General features: G+C 47.5%; 19 protein-coding genes. All 19 read left to right on the top strand.

The features are described from left to right. The first annotated feature begins 702 nt into the window (after nucleotides 1-702). The 19 genes from G344_RS11455 (at nucleotide 703) to G344_RS0105120 (ending at nucleotide 19159) form a co-directional block, all read left to right on the top strand. Nucleotides 703-1740, top strand: a complete 1038-nt coding sequence (locus tag G344_RS11455; protein ID WP_051245760.1) for a hypothetical protein — start codon at nucleotides 703-705, stop codon at nucleotides 1738-1740. Next, nucleotides 1670-2437: an ABC transporter permease gene (locus G344_RS0105035; RefSeq protein WP_028255252.1), complete on the top strand. Its 768-nt coding sequence runs from the start codon at nucleotides 1670-1672 to the stop codon at nucleotides 2435-2437. Before G344_RS11455 ends, G344_RS0105035 begins: the two co-directional genes overlap by 71 nt. Further along, nucleotides 2424-3161, top strand: a complete 738-nt coding sequence (locus tag G344_RS10735; RefSeq protein ID WP_051245762.1) for an ABC transporter ATP-binding protein — start codon at nucleotides 2424-2426, stop codon at nucleotides 3159-3161. The genes G344_RS0105035 and G344_RS10735 overlap by 14 nt, the downstream gene beginning before the upstream one ends. After that, nucleotides 3158-4132 carry an ABC transporter substrate-binding protein gene (locus G344_RS0105045; protein WP_028255253.1) on the top strand — a complete coding sequence of 325 codons (975 nt, stop codon included), beginning with the start codon at nucleotides 3158-3160 and terminating at the stop codon, nucleotides 4130-4132. Before G344_RS10735 ends, G344_RS0105045 begins: the two co-directional genes overlap by 4 nt. Before the next feature lie 117 nt (nucleotides 4133-4249). Next, nucleotides 4250-4693, top strand: a complete 444-nt coding sequence (locus G344_RS0105050) for a HutP family protein (protein ID WP_028255254.1) — start codon at nucleotides 4250-4252, stop codon at nucleotides 4691-4693. A 215-nt stretch (nucleotides 4694-4908) separates the two neighbouring features. Continuing rightward, nucleotides 4909-5907: a metal ABC transporter solute-binding protein, Zn/Mn family gene (locus G344_RS0105055; RefSeq protein WP_038155002.1), complete on the top strand. Its 999-nt coding sequence runs from the start codon at nucleotides 4909-4911 to the stop codon at nucleotides 5905-5907. A gap of 151 nt (nucleotides 5908-6058) precedes the next feature. Further along, nucleotides 6059-6202, top strand: coding sequence for a six-cysteine ranthipeptide SCIFF (scfA, locus tag G344_RS11705; protein WP_205088158.1), 144 nt, complete (start codon nucleotides 6059-6061; stop codon nucleotides 6200-6202). Between the two features lie 171 nt (nucleotides 6203-6373). Further along, on the top strand, nucleotides 6374-7771 hold the full coding sequence (gene scfB, locus G344_RS0105065) for a thioether cross-link-forming SCIFF peptide maturase (protein ID WP_028255256.1): 1398 nt from the start codon (nucleotides 6374-6376) through the stop codon (nucleotides 7769-7771). 56 nt (nucleotides 7772-7827) lie between these two features. Beyond that, a complete protein-coding gene (locus tag G344_RS0105070; RefSeq protein ID WP_028255257.1) occupies nucleotides 7828-10341 on the top strand; it encodes a carbamoyltransferase HypF in 2514 nt (837 codons plus the stop codon). A gap of 4 nt (nucleotides 10342-10345) precedes the next feature. Continuing rightward, the gene (locus G344_RS0105075; protein ID WP_028255258.1) at nucleotides 10346-10597 is read left to right on the top strand and encodes a HypC/HybG/HupF family hydrogenase formation chaperone; all 252 of its coding nucleotides are present in this window, start codon (nucleotides 10346-10348) and stop codon (nucleotides 10595-10597) included. Beyond that, nucleotides 10557-11675: a hydrogenase formation protein HypD gene (gene hypD, locus G344_RS0105080; protein WP_028255259.1), complete on the top strand. Its 1119-nt coding sequence runs from the start codon at nucleotides 10557-10559 to the stop codon at nucleotides 11673-11675. The genes G344_RS0105075 and hypD overlap by 41 nt, the downstream gene beginning before the upstream one ends. 2 nt (nucleotides 11676-11677) lie before the next feature. Then, a complete protein-coding gene (gene hypE, locus G344_RS0105085; RefSeq protein ID WP_028255260.1) occupies nucleotides 11678-12688 on the top strand; it encodes a hydrogenase expression/formation protein HypE in 1011 nt (336 codons plus the stop codon). Between the two features lie 113 nt (nucleotides 12689-12801). Then, on the top strand, nucleotides 12802-13245 hold the full coding sequence (locus G344_RS0105090) for a hypothetical protein (RefSeq protein ID WP_028255261.1): 444 nt from the start codon (nucleotides 12802-12804) through the stop codon (nucleotides 13243-13245). A gap of 77 nt (nucleotides 13246-13322) precedes the next feature. Then, nucleotides 13323-14507, top strand: a complete 1185-nt coding sequence (locus G344_RS0105095; RefSeq protein WP_028255262.1) for a hypothetical protein — start codon at nucleotides 13323-13325, stop codon at nucleotides 14505-14507. Between the two features lie 18 nt (nucleotides 14508-14525). Next, nucleotides 14526-16076 (top strand): LptA/OstA family protein, encoded by a 1551-nt coding sequence (locus G344_RS0105100; RefSeq protein WP_051245764.1) that lies wholly within the window; start codon nucleotides 14526-14528, stop codon nucleotides 16074-16076. Nucleotides 16077-16178: 102 nt separating this feature from the next. After that, on the top strand, nucleotides 16179-17048 hold the full coding sequence (galU, locus tag G344_RS0105105; RefSeq protein ID WP_028255264.1) for a UTP--glucose-1-phosphate uridylyltransferase GalU: 870 nt from the start codon (nucleotides 16179-16181) through the stop codon (nucleotides 17046-17048). 155 nt (nucleotides 17049-17203) lie between these two features. Next, entirely contained in the window at nucleotides 17204-17500 is a 297-nt protein-coding gene (locus G344_RS0105110; protein WP_028255265.1) for a YerC/YecD family TrpR-related protein, read from the top strand. Nucleotides 17501-17594: 94 nt separating this feature from the next. Next, a complete protein-coding gene (locus G344_RS0105115; RefSeq protein ID WP_051245766.1) occupies nucleotides 17595-18377 on the top strand; it encodes a TSUP family transporter in 783 nt (260 codons plus the stop codon). 14 nt (nucleotides 18378-18391) lie between these two features. Beyond that, a complete protein-coding gene (locus tag G344_RS0105120; protein ID WP_028255267.1) occupies nucleotides 18392-19159 on the top strand; it encodes an SDR family NAD(P)-dependent oxidoreductase in 768 nt (255 codons plus the stop codon). The last annotated feature ends 94 nt before the right edge of the window (nucleotides 19160-19253 follow it).

The raw sequence follows: 19253 nt of genomic DNA on the forward strand, positions 1-19253 counted from the left end.
GGATTTCCTGTCTAACTTCTCAGCTGTTCATTATTCTACGCTCAGTGCTAGTATGTACTCTCAGTGCTAGTGAGTACTCTCAGTGCTAGTGAGTACTCTCAGTGTTAGTTTTTAGAAGCGATGTCCATATATCTCAGAGGTCAGGTCTAGCGAATGAATATATAAAAGAAGGAGACTATCAGCAGCGAAAGCTCGGTCTATCGAAGAGCGTTTCTTATGCTGATAGTCTCCTTTCTTTTTCTCGCTGGAAGAAAAAGTATCCTACGATAGCTATGCAGAATGCCCTTCGTAAGACCGGGCTTCAAAGAGCTATCGTAGGATACTTTTATATTTATATATTTATTTTCCAGATGTGACCGATCAATCTATATGTGGGACTTTTTAGCTTTTGTGTCATTGATTACACGTTGGATAGTAGTAATTACATATTTGATAGTATGAATTAAATGTTCGAAAGTAGAAATTGCTTTTATTTGTACATATCCATCGATTGGAGCAGTACGCATAGAGTTTTTATAATTTTTATTTCTTGATGAAAGAAGCGTTCAACGCAGATATATGCTGGATTTATTAGTTTTAATGCAAAATTAAAATAATAGTATGATAAAAAAGTATGGAAATTATGTTTAAAAAAGGGGTCGTTTTTGCCTGTTATAAGTGAAGGGGTAATTTTCCCCGGTAGATTTTAGGGAGGTACAACTCATGAATTACATCGAAGAAATGAACGCATTTAATGTTTGGATCACATTGCATCCGGAGGTGTCGACATCGGCGCAAGTGCTCTGGTATGTGTTGATGCATTATAACAATACATGTTCTTGGAAAAAACAATTTTCCGTTCCCATGTCGATGCTGATGACAAGTACGCGATTGAGCGAATCCTCAGTGAAACGAGCAAGGCTTGCGTTACAGAAAGCGGGGCGCATTCGATACAGTGTACGTCCGGGTAAGAAAGCGACAGTCTATGAAATGATTTCCATGGAAGAGGAAGGAATTGTTACCACCTTTTTATCAGGCAACAGTGCTGCGATTGCTACGGACATAAGTGATGGCGAAGAAATTGTTAGCGAAGAAATTGATATTGCGGGCGTAGTTAATTTGGCTGAAGAAGATGCTAAAGGTACTGTTAGTGAAAAAGTTATTAGTGAAGAAGTTGATGTTGCGGACGCAGGTAATGCTGATCAATGTATTTTGCAAGACAAAGATCAATGTGATTTGCAAAACAAAGATCAAAATATTTCGCAAAATGAGGGGCAGAGTATTCCGAAAACCGGAGATAAAAAAGATGGCTTAGGCGAACTTTTACCCGAACGTCTACCCGAACGCCTACCCGAACGCCCAGCCGAACGCCCAGCCGAACGCCTACCCGAACGCATACTTAAACTAAACGAAACTAGACTAAACATCTCTAAAGAAAGTACAAAGAAAGGTAGCGAAGCTATCCTTGTAGAGCCCCAAGAAAAATGTAGCGATGAAACACAAACGCTACACACTGAAGTAGTTGAGCAACAAAAATATTGTAGCAATGAAACGCAAGCGATGAACAACAAATCATGGCAGGACATGATAGTTGCAGCCACCGATACGTTAAATATTAAGAGAACAATTCTCAATGATGTGGTATACTTAATGCAGATGTGCAACAGTAGGCAGAAAGGAGGACTCCGCTATGAAACAAGCTTGGGTACGGTGGTTATTGCCCCTAGGCATTCTTGTTCTTTGGCAAATAGCGGTGGATAGTGGTCGATGGTCATCCTATGTGTTGCCTTCACCGATGGATGTTATTGACAGTGGATGGCAGCTGCTTCGCGATGGTACGTTGCTAATACATATCGGTGTTAGTTTGGGACGAGTAGCCGTCGGTTTTTTACTTGCTGCCGCTACAGCCGTTCCCTTGGCGATTGTTATCGGCTTATGGGAACCGGCCTATCGTGTATTGGGTGGGACTATCGAATTTTTTCGGCATGTACCGCCGTTGGCATTGCTACCGCTCCTTATTTTATGGCTGGGTATCGGGGAAGCCTCTAAAACCGCCGTTGTATTTTTGGCTACGTTCTATCCCATTTTTTTGAATGCGTTAACCGGTGTACGTTGTACGGATGCCAAGCTTCTTGAGATGGGACGACAATACGGTTTGTCCTCATGGCAGTGTGTTCGGCGCATTCGGTTACCCTATGCAGTGCCATACATGTACACGGGATTGCGTATAGGCCTTGGTTATAGTTGGCGTTCACTAATCGGTGCAGAGATGATTGCAGCTGCATCGGGTGTTGGTTATTTAGTACTGGATGCGCAGGCAATGGCAAAGTCGGCCAGTGTAATTGTCGGTGTAGTGGTCATCGGTGTGTGCGGTAGTGTCATGGACTATGGGTGTCGACAGTTGGGAAGACGATTGTTGTATCGTTACCTGGGAGGTGACAAGGATGGAGTGGCATGAACAAAGGCCGGTGATTAGCATACAAGGATTGGGTAAAACCTATGCCGGATGCTTGCAGCCGGCATTGGCACCGTTGACGGCGGCTATGCCTTTGGGGACGATTACGACAGTTGTTGGCAAGAGCGGATGTGGTAAGACGACATTGCTCCGATTATTGGCTCGGCTAGAGGTACCTTCGATGGGAGATATCGAGTGGCCCGAAGGTTGGGAAGAGACAACGATGGCGATGGTTTTTCAGGAACCGCGTTTATTGCCATGGCTGACGGTACGTGAGAACATATCGTTCGCACAGTATGGCGATCATCCGGTTCGAGCGAATACGATAGAACGACTATTGCAGGAGCTGGGGTTATCATCGGCAGCGGAGCGGTTACCGGCAGAGCTATCCGGTGGCATGGCACAGCGAGTGGCCATCGGTAGAGCATTGTGTGCAGATACGCCGATGCTTCTCATGGATGAGCCTTTCAGCGCATTGGACTATTTTACCAGGCGCGAGTTACAGGAGGAGTTGCATCGTTGGCAAACACAGATGGAGAAGACGGTATTGTTTGTTACGCATGATGTGGATGAGGCCCTATTGTTAGGGGACAGCATCATCTGCTTGCGACCCGATGGTAAGCACAAGCAAATACAAAATCCATTGTCTTGGGGTAAACGGCGTGATACATCGTGTACGGAACCGTTAAAGAGAGATATATTGCAGCATATAGGAGGCTTGTTATGAAACAGGGAATACGAAAACTGATGGCGTTAGTATGTGTAACCGGAGCTCTTATTATTTCCGGTTGCGGTAGTGATACGGCGGGAACACAGACGGCTAAGCCGGCAGAGGTGCACCTTACCTATGTGAAAGCGCCGTTGAATATTCCATCCATTGTGGAAAAGCAGGAAGGTTTGTTTGAAAAGGCCTTTGCCGAGGATGCGGTGAAGGTGGGCTACTCAACGATTACGGAAGGACCGAAACAGACAGAAGCGATGGCAGCCGGCGATATTGACATTGCTAATGCGTTGGGCGGTACTTCGGCTATATTGGCGAAGGCAAATGGTGTGGATTTGCGCATTGTTAGCATGTATAGCCGTGCGCCGAAGGCATTTGTCATTGTTGCGAAGGATCCGTCTATTACATCGGTGGCCGATTTGAAAGGGAAAACCGTAATGGGACCGAAGGGGACTAACTTGCATCAGTTGCTGTTGATGGCATTAGCCGAACAGGGAATGCAGGCTAGCGATGTCAACTTTGTGTCCGGCGGTATTCCGCAAGCCGCGGCTGCTATGGAAAACGGCAGTGCCGATGCAGCTTTGTTGGCAGGACCGATGGCGCTGAAAGCATTGCAAAGCGGTGCCCATGTGGTGCGCGATGCCCAAGGACTGCTTAATGCGACAATTGTTATTGCCGTGCGCGGTGATTTTCTCGACAAGCATCCGGAGTTAGTAAAACGATTTTTGGCGACTCATTATGGCGTAGTGGATGCATACAAAAAGGATCCGACACAGGCTTATGCGCTAGCGGCGAAAGAAACGGGGCTTACCGAAAAAGAGGTAGCTACCATGGCACCATGGTATGATTTTAATCCTCAGGTAACGGAAGAAGATATTAAAGATTTGGAAAAAGCGCAAGACTTTTTAGTACAAGCCGGCCTATTGGATGCCAATAAAAAAGTAGATGTAAAATCTATGTTTGTGGCTGTACAGTAGCTGTTTTCAAATGCAACTTGCATCGTCTTGCGTGGGCAGTGTACAATAATTCTATATAGCAATGAGTAGAGTGAGAAACGATAGAACAATTGACAGAACGATAAAGGCGGGAGATATATGGAGTATAACAGTATTGCAATCGGTCGGGCGGCGCTTCGCCTAGCCATTACCGAATCGCGTGAGGCAGAGCAAGAATTGCGAAAACAATTGCATGAGCAGGGCATTCGATCGGTAGCCGTTGATTTTGGCGGACAATTTGTACCGTCCATCCCTAAAATTATTGAGCACGCCGTAGTGGCGGCTCAGAGGCAGCGCGTTGTTGCAGACAATCACATTGGGGAAGGCGCTGTAATCGGTGCTACACAAGAAGCTTTGGAACAATTAAAGCGAAAAGCCATCGGTCTTAATGTGGGCGGTAAGATTGGGGTAGCTCGCTATCGTGAGCATCTAAGCGTAGCCATCTACGCCGGCGTAGGTATTTTGCATCTTAATGAAATTGCCGTTGCCATAGCCCATCGGTCGTTACCGGCGCATGAGGAAGAAAGCAAACACGAAGGTTAAACAACGTAGAGGTATTGCCACTGTCGGTCCGGTAGATTGGATGGTATCGTAGAACCGACAGATAGATTGGACTTTACTGCGAAAGAGAGTAGGAACACCCGTCGACAATTAGGCAGATTATATGTCGACGGGTGTTCATGTGTTCAAACACGTTTTGGGGAAATCGTGTATAATACATATCGTGTTGTATGTCTGTAAAAAGTAGGAGGGAACATATGAAGACGTGTAATACTTCGTGGTGGCGACGCGTAGCGATAGGTGTAATGAGTGTGGCCATGGGAATAGTCATTGGTGGCTGCGGGAGTTCAGCGCCGACGAATGAAGGAAAGCTCCCCGTAGTGGCATCGGTGTATCCCGTATATGATGTGGCAAAGCAAGTGGGTGGCGATAAAATAGCGCTTACCTTGTTAGTACCGCCGGGCAGTGAGCCTCATGATTGGGAGCCGTCGTCCAGTGATTTGATGGCCATCGGTAAGGCCAAGCTATTCTTGTATAACGGAGCAGGTTTAGAGCCTACGGAAAAGATAGTGACAAAGGATGTATTGCGCGATGCCAAAGCGATTGAGTTTTCAAAGGCGACCCGCGTATTGCCGATGCCGGATGAATCTTTCGAAGAAGAGAGGGCGAAGGAGAGCGCGTCCCCGGCAGTCGAAAAGAGCACGGATGGGCATGAGCATGAGCATGATCACGGTGGCAACGATCCGCATGTATGGCTGGACCCAACAAATGTCATGTTAGAAACCGATGCGGTGGTAAAGGCTTTCAGCGAGGCTGATCCGGCAAATGCGGAGTACTATAAAAAGAATGGCGAAGCCTATAAAGAAAAACTGGCTAAGCTGGATGCGCAGTATCAGGACTGGGCACAAGGGGTACAGCAAAAAAATCTTGTTGTTACGCATGAGGCCTTTGGTTACCTTGCGCATCGCTACGGACTGCACCAGCTGGGAATCATGGGTATCTCACCGGATGCGGAGCCAACTCCCGAAAAAATGGCACGCATCGTAGCTTTTGTTAAGGCTAATGGAGTGAAGGCAATTTTCAGTGAAGAATTGGTAAATCCCAAATTGGCAGAAGCGATTGCCAAGGAGGCCGGCGTTACGGTGTACATGCTCAATCCGGTAGAAGGCTTGACGAAGGAACAGATGGACAAGGGTGCAACGTACCTGTCGGTAATGGAAGAAAATTTGGCTACCTTGAAGAAGGCTATGCCGTAAGGTGTCGGGGACAGGTCTACAACTTTCTTCGGCATTCGTGTCTTGAAAATTGTAGAGCAGCGTGCATGGTTTGCCACGAAAGACGCTTGCCTAAGTTTACTTTGGTATGCTAAAATGTAGAAAAAGGTAGTAGTGTATGAAGGAGGACTTTATCATGAAACATATCCGCACTATCAATACAGAATCTTTACAGAAAACGGCTAAAACCGGTGGTTGTGGCGAATGCCAGACTTCCTGCCAGTCCGCTTGCAAAACAAGCTGCACTGTAGGCAACCAGGTTTGCAAACAGAAATAAGATAACGGCGAAAGGCTATAACATGATGCGATGCATTGTGTTATAGCCTTTTTTCATTAGAATGAACGAATATTTTCATGATAAACTTATATCAGATATGTGTCCCGGAGGACTAAATGTGATAGAATAAGTATAGATGTTTATAAGTTTGATGGAGGTCTATTGTTACATATGCTAGAACTACAACCGATGATTCATAAATTCAAGATGAAGGATAAGTATTTCTGTCTTGATGTTAATAGCGGTATTATTCACGTCATCGACGAATTGACGGACCGTGTACTCGATATTTACGATGGGTCCAATCGCGAAGCTGTGCACGAAGCGTTGGATGCTACGGAAAACGCGTCGGAGCTTGATGAGTTGATGGATGAAATTGATGAACTCATCAAAGAAGAAATGCTGTATGCGCCGATGTCCGAAGAGTTTAAACTGGTAGTGGAAGAAAAGCCTATTGTCAAGGCATTGTGTCTTAACATTGCTCACGACTGCAACTTGGCTTGTAAATATTGCTTTGCCAGTCAAGGCGATTACGGCGGAGTAAAACGTGAATTGATGAGTTTTGATGTAGCAAAGCGGGCCGTTGATTTTTTGATCGCCATGAGTGGTACGCGGCAACATTGCGAAATCGATTTCTTCGGTGGTGAACCGCTGTTGAATTGGGATGTAGTTAAACAGACGGTTGAATATGTGGAATCCATTCAGGCGGCGCACAATAAAATTTTTAAATTGACGTTGACTACGAACGGTGTATTGTTGACGCAGGATAAAATTGATTATGTAAACGAACACAACATTAGTTTGGTACTGTCTATCGACGGTCGTGAAGAAGTTCATAACCGCATGCGCCCCAGTGCCGGCGGTACAGATACATACAAGACGGTGGCCAAGAATTTGGTAAATGCCGTAAAACAGCGTGACGGTCGCGAATATTATGTACGCGGTACGTATACGCATAACAATTTGGACTTCACCAAGGATGTTATTGCCATGTCCGACTTGGGCTTTGAACACTTATCCATGGAACCGGTAGTGGGCAAAGAAGGGGAATATGTGCTTCGCGATGAAGATTTACCGATTTTGGAAAAGGAATATGAAAAATTAGCCGATTTGTATTTGCAGCGTCAAAAAGACGGCTGGGGCGAAAAGTTTAATTTCTTCCATTTCCGCATGGATTTGTATCGCGGACCATGCATGGCAAAGCGCTTGCGCGGTTGCGGTGCCGGTCATGAATATATGGCGATTGTGCCGAACGGTGATATTTATCCGTGTCATCAGTTTGTCGGCCGTGACGGCTATGTATTGGGGAACGTGTTTGAAGGCTTGAAGAATTTTGATATTCCTCGAGAATTTAGAAATACCCATGTATTTACGAAACCGACCTGTGCAAAATGTTGGGCGAAGTTCTTCTGCTCCGGTGGGTGTCATGCGAATAATGAAACCTTTGGCGGCAGCATTAAGGAGCCCTATGAATTAGGCTGTAAATTGCAGAAAAAACGCATTGAGTGTGCCATTATGATTCAGGCCGAGCTTGATGAAATGAATCAGGATACGGCGGTTCAGGCGTAAATACGTTACTAAGTGAGTCGACAGAAGTAAGGTTTTGCTGATAATAAGGAGAATATATGGAACGTAAACCGGTAGAAACAACGGGACAGGCTCGATGGGGCATACGGTTTACGGGCGTGGTACAGGGGGTCGGTTTTCGCCCCCTTGTTTCCGTTATAGCCCATGAACTGGGTCTTACAGGTTTTGTGTATAACGATGCTGCCGGCGTGTACGTAGAGGTACAAGGGGATGAAACATTGCTCCGTGGCTTTGTAGAGTCAGTGCAGGCACGCAAGGCTCCGACGGCACGCATTGATGATACGGTGATTACCGTACATCCCGTGGCGAACGAAACGGCATTTCTCATTTTACCTTCACCGGCCGATGATACAATGAGTACGTTTATCGGTGCCGATACGGCTCCGTGCGAGGCATGCCTAAAGGAGCTTACCGATCCGGAGGATAGACGTTACGGTTACAGTTTTATTAATTGTACTCACTGCGGGCCGCGGTATACGATCATTGAGAAAGCTCCGTATGATAGGCAGTTTACCACAATGGCTCCGTTTACTATGTGCTCTCCCTGTCAGGCGGAGTACGATGATTTACATGGACGGCGCTACCATGCGGAACCTACGGCGTGCGGTGTATGCGGACCGCGGTATTCATTGCTCGATGCACAGGGCAACGCTGTGGAATGTGGTCTTGATAATGCGGAAGAAGATGTGTTTGCTGTAGTGCGTAATCATATTGCCAACGGTGATATTGTGGCCGTTAAGGGAATCGGCGGTTATCATTTGGTGTGCGATGCACGCAATGCGAAGGCAATAGATAGGCTGCGCCAGAGAAAACGACGGCCCGATAAACCGCTGGCGGTTATGGCAGGATCGTTGGCTACGGCAAAGACAGTGGCTTGCATCAGCGAGGCGGAAGAAGCGGTATTGACCGGTCCGGAGCGCCCGATTGTATTGTTGGAAACGCTGCATGCTTCCAAGGCAGCCTGTCGTCGTCGACCGGAACGAATGCGAGCCGGTGAAGAAACCATTATGGATGCGATAGGTCCCGGCGGGATAGCTTGGGAAGCAGTGGCGCCGGGGAATCATTATATCGGTGTTATGTTGCCCTATGCACCGGTGCATCATTTACTGGTGCCGAAGGATGCCCTGTGGGTAATGACCAGCGGAAACTACAGCGGTGATACGGTTATTTATGAGGATGAGGCGGCGCTGAGAACATTAACCGGCGTAGCCGATTGGTTCTTGGTTCACAATCGGCGCATTGTTTCGCCCGTGGACGATTCGGTCGTTGCCGTAGTGAATGATGAACCGTTATTATTCCGACGCAGTCGCGGTTATGTGCCGTTATCTCTTACGATGGCAGTAGGCGGACAAGCCCCTTCGTCAGAAAAAGAAACTGTGAAGCATAATGGCACAGAGAATAATGCAGCAGAGAGTATGATGCCGGAGAAGCGGACGAGCAGTGCTATCAAGTGTGATGCGCAGCCATACAGGATGCCCACTATATTGGCTATGGGCGGTGACTTGAAGCATGTCTTTGCTATTAATAAAGGGCGCGAAGTATTGCCGGGACCGCATATTGGAGATCTTGCCAATGAAGCGACAAACGAGGCCATGGAGCGTGCGATTGCTCGTTATGAACAGCTGTTTACGTTAACACCGGATGCGGTAGTAGCCGATAAAAACCCACAGTATTATTCATCGCGCTACGGCAGAGCGTATGCGTCGGACAAGGGCATTCCTTATCTTGAGGTACAACATCATCATGCACATATTGCTGCTGTTATGGCCGAACATCAATTGGAAGGCCCGGTGTTAGGTGTTGCTTTTGACGGTACCGGCTATGGTGATGACGGCGATATTTGGGGCGGCGAGTTTATGCTTTGTGAAGGCAGTCGTTATGAACGCCTGGTGCATTTGGCAAGGACGCCCTTGCCCGGCGGCGAACGTGCGGTGGAAGAGCCGTGGCGGCAAGCGTTGTGGTATTTACGGCGCACCTGCGGCGAAACATTGTCCGGCCCGTACGAAGCTTGGCGCGAAGATCTCCCCTATGGTTGGGAACTGGTAGACCAATTATTTAAGAGCAAAATGCCGCAGTTGTGGACGACCAGTGCAGGGCGCTTGTTTGATGCCGTAGGGTCTTTATTGGGCCTGGGCTATCGTCATAGCTATGACAGCCAGATTGCTATGGCACTGGAACAGCTGGCGTATAGCAAACGAGGCAATTTATACGATTTTTATTATGACGGCTCGGTGTTGGATTTTTATCCATTGGTGCGTCAGATTATCGAAGGACGCATCAAGGGTGTGGCACGGAGTACATTGGCGGCTTCCTTCCATCGCACCCTAGCCTATGGGATTACGGAAGTAGCCGAAGATTTGTGTAGCCGATACGGGATACAGACGATTGTTCTCGGCGGCGGTGTATTTCAGAACAGGCGGCTATTAGCGGAAATGGCGCGTATGGAGCCGACCTATCGAGTCGTATTACCTAAAAAAATTCCCGTAAACGACGGGGGACTTGCTGTCGGTCAATGGTGGCTGGCTATGAAGCAGTTGACGGAAAAGGAGTGATCATATGTGTTTAGCGGTGCCTGCACAGTTAGTACAGGTTAATGAATTTGTCGGGACCATTGCCCTTACCGGTGTTACCCGTGATGTGAATCTCATGTTGGTGCCGGAAGCCAAAGTCGGCGATTGGGTATTGGTTCATGCAGGTTGTGCGGTTCAGATTGTAGACGAAGAGGAAGCGAAGGCGACTATGGACGCTTTCCGGGAGTTGGAAGAACGTGAAGAAGCTTACTTTAGAGAACAAACTACAAGCCGCTAAGGCGTTATTGGAGGATATAAAATCCCTTTACACTCCGGGGGAAACGGTGCGGATTATGGAGGTGTGCGGTACGCATACGGTAGCTATTTTCCGCGAAGGTATCCGTCAGATGTTACCGGAGGGTATCGAACTTATCAGCGGACCGGGGTGTCCTGTGTGCGTTACCGATCAGTCGTATATGGATAAGGCATTGGCCTATGCGGCGCGGGAAGATGTTATTATCGCTACCTTCGGCGACATGCTCAAGGTGCCCGGCACGGACGGCAATTTATGGGAAGCTAAAAGTGAAGGTGCGCAGATTCATATCATATATAGTCCGATGGAAATCGTTGCCTTAGGTCGTCAGCATCCGGATAAGAAAATTGTATTTTTGGCGATTGGTTTTGAAACGACGGTAGCGGTTATTGCAGCCACGGTTAAAATGGTGGCGCAAGCGGGCCTGGACAATGTATTCTTCCTGGTGTCGCATAAGCTGGTGCCGCCGGCGTTGCGGGCGTTGTTGGATCGTAAGGAACGGCAGCTTGATGGATTTTTGTTGCCCGGTCATGTCAGCGTTATCATCGGCGAAGAGCCGTACCGTTTCTTGGCAGAAGAGTATGGCATTCCGTCTTGTATCGCCGGCTTTGATGGCTTGGAAATTTTAGCGGCTGTACGCGATATTCTGTGGCAACGTAAGTCCGGCACTTATTACGTGGGTAATCAGTATAAGTCGGTAGTAGCTAAAACGGGTAATCCGGTGGCGATACAATTAATGAAGGAGTTGTATGAACCGGCTGACGATGTATGGCGCGGTATGGGTGTCATTCCAAAGTCGGGCTTGCGCTTGGCCGGAGAGTATGCGCGATTTGATGCAGAACGCATGTTACTGCTGGGTGACATGGGAGAAGCCACGCCGCCGAAAGGTTGCCAATGCGATAAGGTATTGCAAGGTTTGATTCGCCCCGATGAATGTGCGCTGTTTGGCAAGGAATGTACCGCCGATCATCCGGTCGGGGCTTGCATGGTGTCGGTAGAAGGCAGCTGTGCGGCATGGTATAAGTATAGACGGACCAGCGGCGGCCAGTTGTGGGAGGATTGAATATGGGTGAAGTAATTCGATTAGTACATGGTAATGGCGGACGATTTAGCCATGAATTGATGGAGCGTTATATTCTGCCCCATTTTACCAACTCGCTGCTGGCACCATTGCATGATGGCGCACAATTTACGGTAAAAGCGGGACGGATGGCGTTTACTACCGATTCGTATGTAGTGACGCCTCAGTTCTTCCCCGGCGGCAATATCGGCAAATTGGCCGTATGCGGTACGGTTAACGATTTGACGATGAACGGGGCCGTACCACAGTATTTGAGTTGTGGATTTATTTTAGAAGAAGGTCTGGACAGCGATGTATTGGAGTCCGTCGTTACGACGATGGCGGCCATGGCCAAAGAAGCAGGCGTACAGATTGTCACCGGTGATACGAAGGTCGTGGAAAAAGGGGCCGTAGACGGAATTTATATTAATACGGCCGGCGTAGGGTATATCCCCGAAGGCATTGTCATCGGACCGGATCGTGTAACGGCGGATATGGACGTAATCCTCACTGGTTCCTTAGGTGATCATGCAGTGGCTGTTATGGGGACGCGGTACGGGTTTACTTTGCCTGATAGTATTGTTACCGATTGCGCACCGCTTAACGGTATGTTGACACCGGTGCTTTTAGAATTCGGCGATGCGGTGGCACTGATGCGTGATCCCACGCGAGGTGGGGTGGCAACGGTGCTACAAGAAATTGCTACACAGGCGCAGGTGGGGATTCGCGTGCGTGAAGCGGCCGTTCCCGTACACGAAGATGTGGCGGCGGTTTGTCATATGTTAGGCTATGATCCGTTGTATTTGGCTAATGAAGGCAAGGCGATTCTCTTTGTAAAAAAAGAGGCAACCGAAGAAATTTTACAGCGATTGCATCAGCATCCGTACGGTCGTGAGGCGGTGTGCATCGGTGAAACTATGGCGAAGAATGCTGGTAAGGTAGGACTTGAAACGGCCTTGGGTGGTGTTCGTCTCTTAGATATGCTCGGTGAAGATCAGGTGCCGCGTATTTGCTAGCGACGCATAGACCTTTGTGGCAGCTATCCGTATATCTTCACGGTGTCTATTCGTAGATTTTTATTTGAAATTTTGGTAAAATGTATAATAATAATTAATGAGGAGGGTGACGTATGAAAAAGAAAATTGCAGCTGCTATTATGGCAGTTACTATGTCCGTAGCCTCTACCGGCTTATTTATGACAACACAGGCGTTTAGTCTCGGTGATTTGGGCGGTATTGTTAAGGTAGCCGGTGTAGGGTTCCTCGTAGATAAATACGGCGAGCAGATTAACAGCTTTTTGAACTCCGTATTAAAACAAAATAACTTAAGTACAACGTACACGACAAAGGTGGTTCCTATCGTCAGTGTAGGCAATAAAGGCTATATTGGGGCTGCGCAGGTTACGGGACCGGCATCCGAGGTAGAACGCGTACAGGCGGTTGCTCAAATTGAGGCCAGCTTTAACAGTGTAGCACGTATTAAAGGTTTGGTGCCGATTGATAGTAAAAATCCGACCAACGCTTCCCGTATTCAAGGCGTAGGTGTATCGGCTATCATTGATTTGCGTATTTAACGGCGTAAAAGCATAGATCGGTACCGGTCTATGCTTTTATTATGATTGGGAAGTCACATATCCAGTAGGAGGGCTCTATGAAAAAACAGCTTTTGACATTGGTAACGGCCGCGCTGATGACAGGTAGCGTATGGGCGGCCCCGGATACCGTATTAGAAAAGACAAATAGTTTGGAAACAACTGTATACGGAGACGTTCAGATTGGTGCATTGGTGGATCGTGTAAACCAGTTGGACCAGACCGTGTATGGTGCTACGCGTTCGGGTACGCTTAACAGCAAGGTGGATGAGTTGTACCGTTCGGTAGCCGGGTCGGACAGCGGTGTGTCCATTACACAGGAAGTGGATGTATTAGAATGGAGCTATCAAGGAGCTGTAACGCAGGGTTCCCTCTTGGAACGACTCAATCGGTTGGAACGCAGTGTAACGGGACAGGTTGGTACCGGTTCGGTGCAGAGCCGAATTACGGCGCTAAAGAAGGCCATTGACGGTAAAGATGTTAAGCTGACACCGCAAATCGGTACCGTAGCGGCCGATCATGTGTTTAAGGTGACATTAAATGACCCGATTAGCACTAAAACCAATGAATTGGGCGATGCGTTCACCTTTACTGTGGCAGAAGATGTTATGGACGGCGATGTTCTTATCGTGCCGGCCGGTACGGTGGGAACCGGTCATATTTCAGAATTGAAACGGGCCTCCTCCTTTGGTCGCAACGGTAAATTAGATCTTCGTTTCGATACAATCCCTACCATTGACGGTACAACCTTTGCCGCGTTACAAGGTGAAGATGCAAAGAAAAAGACCGAACAAGAGCTTAAAGCGGCCGGTGCATCGGTGGCCGGAGCGGTTCTCTTGGGACCGGTAGGTCTGGTGGGCGGTTTCTTTGTCAAAGGGAAAAACATAGAGCTTTCCGATGGAGCCGCTATCTATGTACAGCCGGAAGATATGGTGACCGTACAGGGAATTGTTATCGGCGGTGACGGACTTAATCATGCGAACGATACGTTGTCCATTACGCCGGTGACGGCACCGGTAGAAGAAACCACAACGGAAACGGGTGGTACGGTGTATGTGCCGGACGATAACGGTACGGTAGTCGGTGAGGTAGAAGAAGCAGAACCGGTGGATACCGCAGCGGAGGATACGGCTGCTTCGTCATCCGATGCGGAGGAAGTAAAGGCAGAGACTACGCATGTCACCGAAGATAGCCAGTCGGCGACAGCACCGTCTAAGCCTATCGTAGTAGTTAAGCGCAGCTAAAGGAGAGAAGAGACACAAATGATAGGTAAAAAGTGGCGGTATGCGATGTTAGCCGGGCTGATAACGGGAGCCTTGGTTCCTGCCGTGCAGGCAGCTGACAGTAACGGCCTGGTGTATGAAGATGCGACGGAGATAACCGGTGAAGTACGCCCGGAAGCGCTGGCAGCACAGGAGGGTGCGGATGGTGCGCTGATTCGCGTAGTGCGGCGGGGTAATCCGACCGAGACGGTACTGAGCACATCGGAACAGCCGATTAAGGTAGATGCGGATAGCATGTACTATGGGGATACAAGCGGCAATGTGATTGCCGTGGGCAAGGTTGACATGGTGCAAGGCAATCGCGAGATTCACAGCGATCGCATTGTAGGCAATGTAAAGACGCAGGATTATACGACGGACGGACCCTTTCACTATTTAGAAGATAAAGGGGCTACTAAGGATTTGACCGGTGAAAATTTATCCTTCAATACCGGAACAAATGCAGGTAGTGCTCCTAATGTGATGGGCTTTACGGCGCCGTATTTTATCAAAGGCGAGCATGTTACCTTTGACGGTGACATGGCAATTATTAAAAACGGTTGGGTAACGACTAAGCATGCTATGGCCTATAAGGGCGTACCTGATTATCGAATGGAAGGCTCTCTTATTGAAGTGTATCCCGGCGATAAGGCTATCATTCACAATGCCCGTCTGTTTATCAAAAACGGTGAGGTTCTCAGTCGGTCGCGCTATGTGGTGTCACTGCGCGGTGACCGCAAGAGTAAGGTGAATATCTTTTCGTTGATTCCCCGTCCTATGTACGACAGTACCGATGGATTTGGTTTTAAAGGTAATATTGAATATCCTATTGGGGCGACGGACGAAGCCTTTTTCCGCTACGAATGGTATACCAAGGGAGGCTTTAAGCCGAGTATCGGTTATCGTCACTTCCTGCCTTGGGGGACGGCTCAATTGGCCTATAGTCGAGAGTCGGCTACCTTGAATGCACAGCAGGTATGGGTAGAAAAGAGACCGGAATTGTCCGTGGATACCCATGTGTACCATATCGGCGATACGCCGTTTACTATCCGCGGTGGTGCCAGCATCGGCTACTGGAAAGAAGATTATATCAAGGGTACTCACCGCAAATTGTATGCAGAAGTGAGTCATGATACATGGCATCCTTGGAAGGATATGGATGTACGTGTTTATGGAGGGTATCAGAAAGACCATTATGGTTATAATGACTACACTCGTAATGCACCGTATTGGGGTGTATCGGCCAGTCAACGCGTAACGGATTGGCTTACATTCTTCGGCGGTTACAAACAATACAATATGCCGCAATTTAAAGATTCGCCGTATCCGTTTGATACGATTGATGTACATCGAAATGCCGTTTTGGGTTTTACCGTACGCTTGTCGCGACTTGATTCCTTTACGGTTTCGACGCAGCGCGATGTACAGTCCGGTGAATTGCGGTATGTAGACTACACATGGTATCGCGATATGCATTCCTTTGAAGGCTGGCTTACATATCAGTCGAAGCAGAAGGAATGGAAATATATGGTGGTAGCTAAAGACTTCTAGATCCACGCGGTTATAGGGCAAGATTGAAGACTACCGTATATTCGATTACTATACGTTGATGAGTAAATAATAATTTTGCAGGAAAGGTTTGGGGAGACACGTATGAAACGAATTCGTAAAGCGGTTATCCCGGCAGCCGGATTTGGTACACGTTTTTTACCGGCTACCAAGGCACAGCCGAAAGAAATGTTACCGATTGTCGACACGCCGACAATTCAATATATTGTACAGGAAGCATTGGATTCGGGAATCGAAGAAATTCTTATTATTACCGGTCGCAATAAACGGGCTATTGAAGATCATTTTGACACCAGTGTAGAATTGGAACAGCTGTTGCAGCAGCAGGGCAAGAAAAAACAGCTGGACATGGTTCGTGAATTAGCGGACGTACGGGTTCATTTTATTCGCCAAAAGGCACCGCGCGGGCTAGGTGATGCAGTGCTGTGTGCCAAGGCATTTATCGGTGATGAACCGTTTGCGGTTTTGCTCGGTGATGACGTAGTATACAATCCGGAATATCCTTGCTTAAAGCAGTTGATTGATTGCTATAATATGCATGGCGGTACGATTTTAGGTGCTCAATTTGTACCGGAAGAAAAGGTAAGCTCCTACGGTATTGTATCCGGGACACCTATAGAGGAAAATTTGTATCGTGTGGAAGGATTGGTAGAAAAACCGAGCCGTAATATGGCCCCGTCTAATTTAGCTGTATTGGGACGTTACATTTTGCCGCCGGAAATTTTCGATTTATTGGAAAAAACACCGCAAGGGGCAGGGAATGAGATACAGTTAACCGATGCATTGGCCAGCTTAGAAACACCGGTATATGCATTGGCGTATGATGGTGTTCGCTATGACATCGGCGACCGTTTGGGATATCTTAAAGCTACCGTGGAATATGCATTGCGTAATCCTATCGTAGCCGATGGCTTCAAAGAGTATTTAAAAGCATTGAATATAGATGAAATATAACGGCTGTAACATGTAGATGGCATGTGATACTACATGCTCTGTGTTGATGGCTTTAATGAAAGGCTTTTACACTTTTTTGTGTGAAAGTCTTTTGTTTTTATACGCTGTGTAATATAATGGAAGAAACTGTATGTAGTGTTACATGGGAGGCAGTTATGAGCGTAAATGAAAAATTGCGTAATCCGATGAATGATCAGCTGTTTCGAGCTGTACTGACTTTGAAAAGTCTGGAAGAGTGCTATGAATTTTTTGAAGATATTTGCACCGTTAACGAATTGAAAGCGTTATCACAACGTTTGCAGGTAGCACGCATGTTAGAGGATGGCGAAAGCTATGACACGATTGTGGAAACTACCGGGGCCAGTACGGCTACCATTAGTCGTGTAAAGCGATGCCTTGTTTATGGCGCCGATGGATATAAGACCGTCTTGGCCAGAATGAAGGATCAATAGATTATAACCGGTGTGGGGTTAGCTATTAGAGAGTACTTACACTGTAGTATGAATAGCGAGGCGAGATAGTTTATACGTGTAGAGGAGAGAGTACATGTTTGAATGGATGGTCTTGGATTCGGTATTGGTAGTGCCGTTGCTATTATTTTTAGCCGGTGCTATTGCTGGATTTGTAGATTCTATTGTCGGTGGAGGCGGATTGATTTCGGTACCGGCGATGCTGCTTACGAATTTGCCACCCGGCGTGGCCTTGGGCAGTAATAAGTTAGCCAGTGTGTTTGGAGCCTTTTCGGCTATGATTAATTTTATTCGACAAAAGAAAGCAGATATAGGGTTAGTAAAGCGGTTGCTACCGTTTACCTTTGTCGGATCCATAGCCGGTACAATACTGGTTATTAGTATTCCACCGCTATACCTTAAACCGATTATTATTTTTCTGCTTATTGCGGTACTCCTTTTTGTCTTATTCAAAAAGGACTGGGGCGAGGTAAGTACGTATACGAAGGCAACGGGACGACGGTTTGTGTTATTGGTAATGATGGCACTAAGCATTGGTTTTTATGATGGTTTCATTGGTCCCGGTACAGGTACGTTTTTGATTTTCGGATTCATTTTTGCCGGTTTTGATTTTTTATTGGCATCGGGGAATGCAAAGGTGTTAAACTTTGCCAGTAATCTAGGGTCTCTCCTTATTTTTATCGCCATGGATCATGTCAATTATGTATATGGTTTGTCGGCGGCGGTTGGACAAATCATAGGTGCTACTATAGGGTCCCGAATGGCGATTCGGAAGGGAACCGGTTTTGTGCGCCTGGTGTTTATCGTCATGACGGTATCGATGCTGGCTAAGTTGATGTATGATTATTTTGTAGGATGATGGGAAGGATACGCATGCCAAGTATGAGTGATAACCAAGTTGCTTTAATCAGCGGCGGCACATCGGGCATCGGCTTTGCAACGGCGCAGCTACTGCTCAAGGAAGGCTGGAGCGTAGCGATTAACGGACGCAATGAGCGCGACGGCCAAGAAGCGGTGGTTAAGCTTCGTCGTTTATCATCGCGCGTACGATTCGTGCAAGGCGATGTAAGTAAGGTCATGAACTGTCGGCGCATCGTGGAAGAAACCGTTCGCTTGTTCGGTACGGTAAGTGCGTTGGTAACGGCTGCCGGATTTTATGAAGAAGAATTATTGGACAATGTAACGGAACAGGCTTTTGATGAAATGATTGGTACCAATGTAAAGGGGACGGTGTTTTTATGCCAAGCGGCAGCCCCGTATTTACGGCGCAATCACGGCAGTATTGTTACTATATCCAGTGATGCCGGCTTGCAGGGGAATGTTGCTTGTTCGGTATACGGTGCTTCGAAGGGGGCCATTGTAAGTTTTACGAAGTCGTTGGCCTTGGAAATGGCACCGCATAGTGTGCGCGTCAATTGTGTATGCCCCGGTGATGTGGAAACATCATTGGTGGCAAAGCAGTTGGCACACAGTGAACAGCCTTTTGAGGAGGCGATGGAAGAGATGGCCATGCACTATCCGCTGGGGCGTATTGCTAAGCCTCATGAAATCGGTGAGGTGATTGCTTTCCTGCTTAGCGAAAAGGCGTCGTTTGTTACCGGTGCGGCGTGGACCATTGATGGTGGATTGACGAGTTGGTAATCGACTTGATAATGTAGACAAATTGCAGTAGGCGTACTACAATAGATATATATACACACTGCAACAACAATGTGAAGATAGGTACAAGTGTCGG

The organism is Veillonella magna DSM 19857, from assembly GCF_000428745.1.
Taxonomy (GTDB): domain Bacteria; phylum Bacillota; class Negativicutes; order Veillonellales; family Veillonellaceae; genus Veillonella_A; species Veillonella_A magna.